Annotated in this window: 10 protein-coding genes; 8 read left to right on the top strand and 2 right to left on the bottom strand. The window is 34.3% G+C overall.

Translation table 11 applies throughout. The annotated features are described in order from the left end of the window. The 6 genes from ACEW8O_RS06205 to ACEW8O_RS06230 form a co-directional block, all read left to right on the top strand. Positions 1 to 264 (top strand): phage integrase N-terminal SAM-like domain-containing protein (locus ACEW8O_RS06205; protein ID WP_373493757.1); only part of this gene is annotated, 264 nt, incomplete at its 5' end. 62 nt (positions 265 to 326) lie between these two features. Further along, a complete protein-coding gene (locus tag ACEW8O_RS06210) occupies positions 327 to 677 on the top strand; it encodes a tyrosine-type recombinase/integrase (RefSeq protein WP_373493758.1) in 351 nt (116 codons plus the stop codon). Between the two features lie 43 nt (positions 678 to 720). After that, positions 721 to 978 (top strand): tyrosine-type recombinase/integrase, encoded by a 258-nt coding sequence (locus tag ACEW8O_RS06215; protein WP_373493759.1) that lies wholly within the window; start codon positions 721 to 723, stop codon positions 976 to 978. Positions 979 to 1161: 183 nt separating this feature from the next. Beyond that, entirely contained in the window at positions 1162 to 1689 is a 528-nt protein-coding gene (locus ACEW8O_RS06220; RefSeq protein WP_373493760.1) for a hypothetical protein, read from the top strand. Between the two features lie 5 nt (positions 1690 to 1694). Beyond that, on the top strand, positions 1695 to 1871 hold the full coding sequence (locus ACEW8O_RS06225) for a hypothetical protein (protein WP_373493761.1): 177 nt from the start codon (positions 1695 to 1697) through the stop codon (positions 1869 to 1871). A gap of 36 nt (positions 1872 to 1907) precedes the next feature. Further along, positions 1908 to 2816, top strand: coding sequence for a hypothetical protein (locus ACEW8O_RS06230; RefSeq protein WP_373493762.1), 909 nt, complete (start codon positions 1908 to 1910; stop codon positions 2814 to 2816). A 169-nt stretch (positions 2817 to 2985) separates the two neighbouring features. Here the strand turns inward: ACEW8O_RS06230 and ACEW8O_RS06235 are convergent, their stop codons facing one another. Then, positions 2986 to 3504: a hypothetical protein gene (locus ACEW8O_RS06235; protein WP_373493763.1), complete on the bottom strand. Its 519-nt coding sequence runs from the start codon at positions 3502 to 3504 to the stop codon at positions 2986 to 2988. 4 nt (positions 3505 to 3508) lie between these two features. After that, entirely contained in the window at positions 3509 to 4126 is a 618-nt protein-coding gene (locus ACEW8O_RS06240; protein ID WP_373493764.1) for a hypothetical protein, read from the bottom strand. Positions 4127 to 4691: 565 nt separating this feature from the next. Here ACEW8O_RS06240 and ACEW8O_RS06245 point away from each other — a divergent pair. Together ACEW8O_RS06245 and ACEW8O_RS06250 are read left to right on the top strand one after the other, a co-directional pair. Next, positions 4692 to 4940, top strand: coding sequence for a hypothetical protein (locus ACEW8O_RS06245; protein ID WP_373493765.1), 249 nt, complete (start codon positions 4692 to 4694; stop codon positions 4938 to 4940). 201 nt (positions 4941 to 5141) lie between these two features. Beyond that, positions 5142 to 5299, top strand: a 158-nt coding sequence (locus ACEW8O_RS06250) for an antibiotic biosynthesis monooxygenase (protein WP_373493766.1), incomplete at its 3' end; no start/stop codon positions are given.

Raw genomic sequence — 5299 nt, forward strand, 5'->3', positions numbered from 1 at the left:
GTATCTCCTTATGATATTCCGAACTATCGCAAATGTCCTGATGAGTATGTGCATAAGTTGGAGGAAAGGAGGTATAGTGTAGGTACAATCAAGGCCTATGTGCCATTATTTGAAGAGTTTATAAATTATTTTCCAAACATGGCAATAGAAGACTTAGGTGAAAAAGAGGTAATGGAGTTCTCTAGGTTTCTGGTAAATGAAAGGAAAGTTTCAAGCTCGTATCAAAACCAAGCAATTCACCCCGTAGGACAAATAGGGTCATGACATAAATAATGTATATATAGTTTGGTAATGGTAAATATTTCCTATGTGTGATTTAAGAGATTTTGTCCAACGGGGTAAATGCCATCAAATTCTATTTTGAAAAAGTAAGAGGAGGGGAACGTAAATATTACCATGTTGACAGACCAATTAGAGAAAAAGCTTTACCTGAGGTGCTGAGTGAAGAAGAGGTGACAAAAATTTTAAGGGTAACCAAAAACATTAAGCATAAAGCCATCCTTATGACTATCTACTCGGCGGGGCTTAGAATAGGTGAATTGGTAAATTTAAAAATCAAAGATATCGAATCAAATCGCATGCAGATAAGAGTTGAGCAGGCCAAAGGTAAGAAAGATAGGTACACTGTTCTGTCACAAAGGACTTTGGAAATATTAAGGAGTTATATTAAGCAATAGACCTTTTGAATATTTATTTGAAGGTCAGGGAAGTACAAAGGAAATGCCCGTGAGGTATTCTACAACTAGTATTTCATCTTTTTTAAATAAGGCAGTAAAAAATGTGGGAATTGCAAAAAACGTAACCGTTCATACCTTAAGACATTCCTTTGCAACCCATTTATTGGAAAGAGGCACTGATTTAAGATATATACAAAGTCTTTTAGGCCACGAAAGCCCTAAAACGACACAGATATACACACATATTACCACTAAGGGTTTTGACCAAATAAAAAGTCCATTAGATGGGTTAGATTTATAAAAATTCTTTTAGTTTTATAGGTTATCTTTCCACAATATTACGGAAAGCATGCCAAATAGGATTGCTTTCCAATATTATAGAATAAAGCAAAACGTTAGGGGGCATGCAAGGAAACTAGCTATTCATACAATCAGTCTTGAAATACAGGCGATTTACGTATCTTTAAGTATAAAACTACTAGTAATGAAAAAGAAAGAACCTGTACCTTTAGACTTTGTAATTGATAAATTGACCAATTCTATCCTAAATACAATCTCTGGTGACAGTTTTGAAACAGAAATCCACAGATTAACCATAAAGGACCTAAAAAAGATCACAAATATAAACGGGTGGAATTTTAATTGGAAATCAGAATTAGCAGACAATTCAAAAGAAATCTACAAGTTAACCATAGTGAACAATTCTGATATTATTCAAGGACTTTTGAGCTTGACAATTGAAAAAGACCATGTTTTGGTGAATTTATTGGAAAGCGCACCGTTTAATATAGGTAAAGAGAAATTATATGAAGGTGTTGCAGGAAATTTAGTTGCATACGCTTGCAAAATTTCTTTTCAACAAGGTTTTGACGGTTATGTAGCATTTACGTCAAAAACTAAATTGATAAACCATTATGAGGAAACTTTAGGTTCGGTTCATATAGGTGGACAAAGAATGGTAATATCTGCAAAAGCAGCGAAATTATTGGTTGAGAGATATTTTAAAACATAAGGACTATGGGACATATAAAAGAGCCAAAAGGGGTAGATTTTATTATAGAAAGCAAACCTTTAACAGAGGAAGAAAGGAAAAAAATCAGTGAATTTATCCTTAAAGACAAAGCTAAACTTACTAACAGAAAGAAGCTTTCAAGGACAAGTAAAACACCGAAAAAGAAAGAAACCGCAGACTGAACAAAAAGCACGACCCCCTAACACTGTTTAGTATCCATGCCGGCTGAAGCGGTAATGGAAGTTTTCTGCTTCTTACTATCTTTAGTGCTGACAGAAAGTGAGGTGCGTATAAATCCGGCACGGCTAATACACTTACCGTTGGCATCAAGCTTAAAAATGAAACGAACAATTATCATATTACTATTTTTAACGAATGTTTCGTTTGCTCAAACAAATGAAAAGTTTCTGATTGACTTTATGCTTGGCAGTGAATTACTGACAGAAAATGTTTTAGATAAATACGTTCAATTTGATTTTTCAAATATTTGGCTGAAGACAGAAAACAGCAATGTTTATGGAATAATAGGAGATGAACACCAAAGAATAAGAATAAAGCTATTAACAATTATAAAAAAGCCAGGAAAAGATATTGAATACTCAGTTGTTGGGAAGTCAAATGTAAATGAAACAATCTGTGATTTTCAAGGCACAATAAGTTTGGTCGAAATTTATGAAGTTGAGAAACTCAATTATGGAGTTGACGATGAATTTGCAGAGGAGGGAATTATTTCACAAGGCGTATTAATTGCTGATTACAGTTTTAAAGAGAATAAAGAACAAACTCACAGTGGGGTTTTTAAAGGTAAACTTTATACCAAATGGTATTTGAATTCAAAGAATCAGATAGAATATGATAATATTGAATTCATTTCAGATGGATATTTTAATAATGCTTTTGTTGGAATTTGGGAAAGCTACTCAACAGATAAAAAGAAGATTTGTAATTGGGCTGACTATAGAGTGCCAAATGCAAATAAAGACTTTGATATTGGGGTTGGTGAATTTAATGTATCTGAGAAATATTGGAAGAAAGGATGGTTGGACATAGCCCTAAGTAATCAAATTCCTAACAATGCAATTGTAAGAAAAGAAGATAAATGTAAAGTGAAGGATTGGTGGGAATAAAGCCAGCTGCCAACATCACCTTGGATACAGCGGGCGGTTCTGAGTAAATTGAAAATTCAGTATCTTTAAGAAGTTCGGAGTAAGCTTGAAGGGTACGGCTCCGAATGCCCGCCGTCTCCAAGCTGAATCACGTCGTTCAATCAGATTGGCTACATTACAAGAAGAGTATTTACCTATTATCTGAGGAATTTTTAAACTCCTGACGTTCATAAAAATTTTCATCTTCCAGCTCATCGTCATTTAAGCCCTTTTCAGGAAAATAATTTTTAAAAACAGTTACCTCATATTGCCGATCTAATTTGGCTCCTTTACTGAATCTTTTGGTTTTGGTAAATGTACCGTGATTGATTTCATCCGTGAGCACTTTTTCATTTTCTTCATCCAACCTGACCAGTCCTATGGGAATGATCAAATGGTTTTCTCCATCTTTGTTCACAAATCCATGCGTTCCTTCATTTGCGGATTTATTATAAACTTCATGACCGTCCTCTATCAGGGATTTATCTACTTCTATATCCAGATAGACCACCCGTTTGGCTTCTTTATTTGCTAATAGTCCATCTACTCTTCCTACCGTGCGGTTATCGGCATCTTTTACTTCCCAACCCCTGACATCGCTGTCATCCGAGGCTACTTTATAATCGGAAAGTTCATCCAGGTAATAAAGATTTTTATTGTTTTCTGACATGATTCTACTTTTGAGGTGAGTTATTGTTCATTTTTTCCAGCAAATCGGCGGACTCCCTGAAGAAATTTTTGACATCTTCTCTTTGGTCTAAGGTAAGTACTTCAGGTTCTATGGCTGTTGCTGCGTTTTTTACTCCATTGGCTTCACTGGTCAGGCCTGGAAAAGCTTTCTTTTGCATATTCTGTAATACATTGGACAGAATGTCTGCTGATTTTCTGATAGAATTGGCATGGGTAGTTTCAAAAGGATCTCTGGTAATCTTATCTGCGTGACTTCTTACCTCATCTAAATCCTTTTGGATGTCATAGCCAATTTCATCTGCCATTGCACTGGTAGCATTGGTTAATCTTAAAAGGGCTTCATTGGTAAAATCATGATCAAGGCCCATCTGATCGGGATCATCTTTTATAAAACTGACGTAGGCGACTACTGTAGAATTATTCGGAGCAACCTGCCTTGTATCTGAAGATTGTTCAGTTGTTTGCTCAGTCCTATCATCTCGTCTATTGTCATCTTCATCACCACTAAAGGCAAATAAGTAAACCAGAATACCAATGACGACTAAGATCAAAAGTATCCAAGGCCATATAGGAGCTTTCTTTTCTATTTTTATTTCTGCCATTACAATTTTTTTTGGTTATTGAGGTAATTGGAATCAAAAATTGCTCCGATTGATCCTTGTAAAAATTCTGTTTAGAAAATCCGCTGTTAACTGCCATATACCGATATTAAAGTCCGTTAAACTCAAAATGGAAGAATGAAAGGAGTAACAGGATTGACCCGATTTGTGTAAGATTTTTCTCAATCCATCTCTTCCTTATTCAGGGATGTTAGAATCCTACTTCAATACCCTTGATTAGGACAACAATACGTTCTTTCTTAATCCATTATAATAGCTCAAATCAATGATAATACTAATTCAGTTTTTTCCGGATGTGTGAATGTTATGACTTTTTCTGAAAATGTGTAACACATTTTCTTTCAGTTGTTTTGAACTTTAAAATTGTTGAATACACGAAAATGCTAATTTTACAATAATAAGGAATGTCCAAAAAGCTGACATAGTTCAAAATTGGTGCAAATACCAATTAAAATGTGATTGGAGGCATTAGGCACCTACAAAACCTTTTTAATTGTTTTTTTTCTTGAAAGAATAATTATGACCTAATTCATAAAATGAAATAAAAATGTATACCGCAAAAATAATTCGCCATCGACACAAGCATCATCATTATATCAATGATGATTTAAAATCAGTTAAAGAAGAAACTCATTTTAAAATTGTTTTCTCCCATCCTCATGAAATGCTCGAATTTGAAAAATGGTGTGTATTAAACAAGGGCAAATATTTGTATGATAAAGAAAACAGCTGTCAGAAAGGAGATTTTCCCGAAATAGATATTTTTAAACAAGAGATATGCTGGTCGATATTATGACCTATTATCTGCTTCACGTCGCAAATTATAAATATCATTCCTCCATTCATCCTTATAAAGGGGAAGTATATATCAGAGATTCAGATTTATAACAATATATTAGAAAAAAAATAGCATGTCACAAAAAGGACAACATCATGATCAAACTGGGTTATTGTTCTTGGCAACCTTTCCTATGTATAAATTTCCAATCTTGTCCAAATGATAGCAGCAATCAGCAAATTTGAAATTCAAAATGGTCTGGAAAAGGAAGTGAAGGAAGCATTTAAAAACCGACCCGGATTTGTGGAGAATGCAAAAGGATTTGTAAGGCTGGATGTTTTAAGTCCATTAAACAACCCTTCGGAAATTCACCTGAT

The sequence above is a fragment of the Aquiflexum sp. genome, assembly GCF_041749095.1.
Classification (GTDB): Bacteria; Bacteroidota; Bacteroidia; order Cytophagales; family Cyclobacteriaceae; genus Aquiflexum.

Bases quoted from the DNA above. Each gene is read 5' to 3' on its own strand.
- ACEW8O_RS06215 (WP_373493759.1), top strand. From the start codon at position 721: ATGCCCGTGAGGTATTCTACAACTAGTATTTCATCTTTTTTAAATAAG.
- ACEW8O_RS06220 (WP_373493760.1), top strand. From the start codon at position 1,162: ATGAAAAAGAAAGAACCTGTACCTTTAGACTTTGTAATTGATAAATTG.
- ACEW8O_RS06225 (WP_373493761.1), top strand. From the start codon at position 1,695: ATGGGACATATAAAAGAGCCAAAAGGGGTAGATTTTATTATAGAAAGC.
- ACEW8O_RS06230 (WP_373493762.1), top strand. From the start codon at position 1,908: ATGCCGGCTGAAGCGGTAATGGAAGTTTTCTGCTTCTTACTATCTTTA.
- ACEW8O_RS06235 (WP_373493763.1), bottom strand. From the start codon at position 3,504: ATGTCAGAAAACAATAAAAATCTTTATTACCTGGATGAACTTTCCGAT.
- ACEW8O_RS06240 (WP_373493764.1), bottom strand. From the start codon at position 4,126: ATGGCAGAAATAAAAATAGAAAAGAAAGCTCCTATATGGCCTTGGATA.
- ACEW8O_RS06245 (WP_373493765.1), top strand. From the start codon at position 4,692: ATGTATACCGCAAAAATAATTCGCCATCGACACAAGCATCATCATTAT.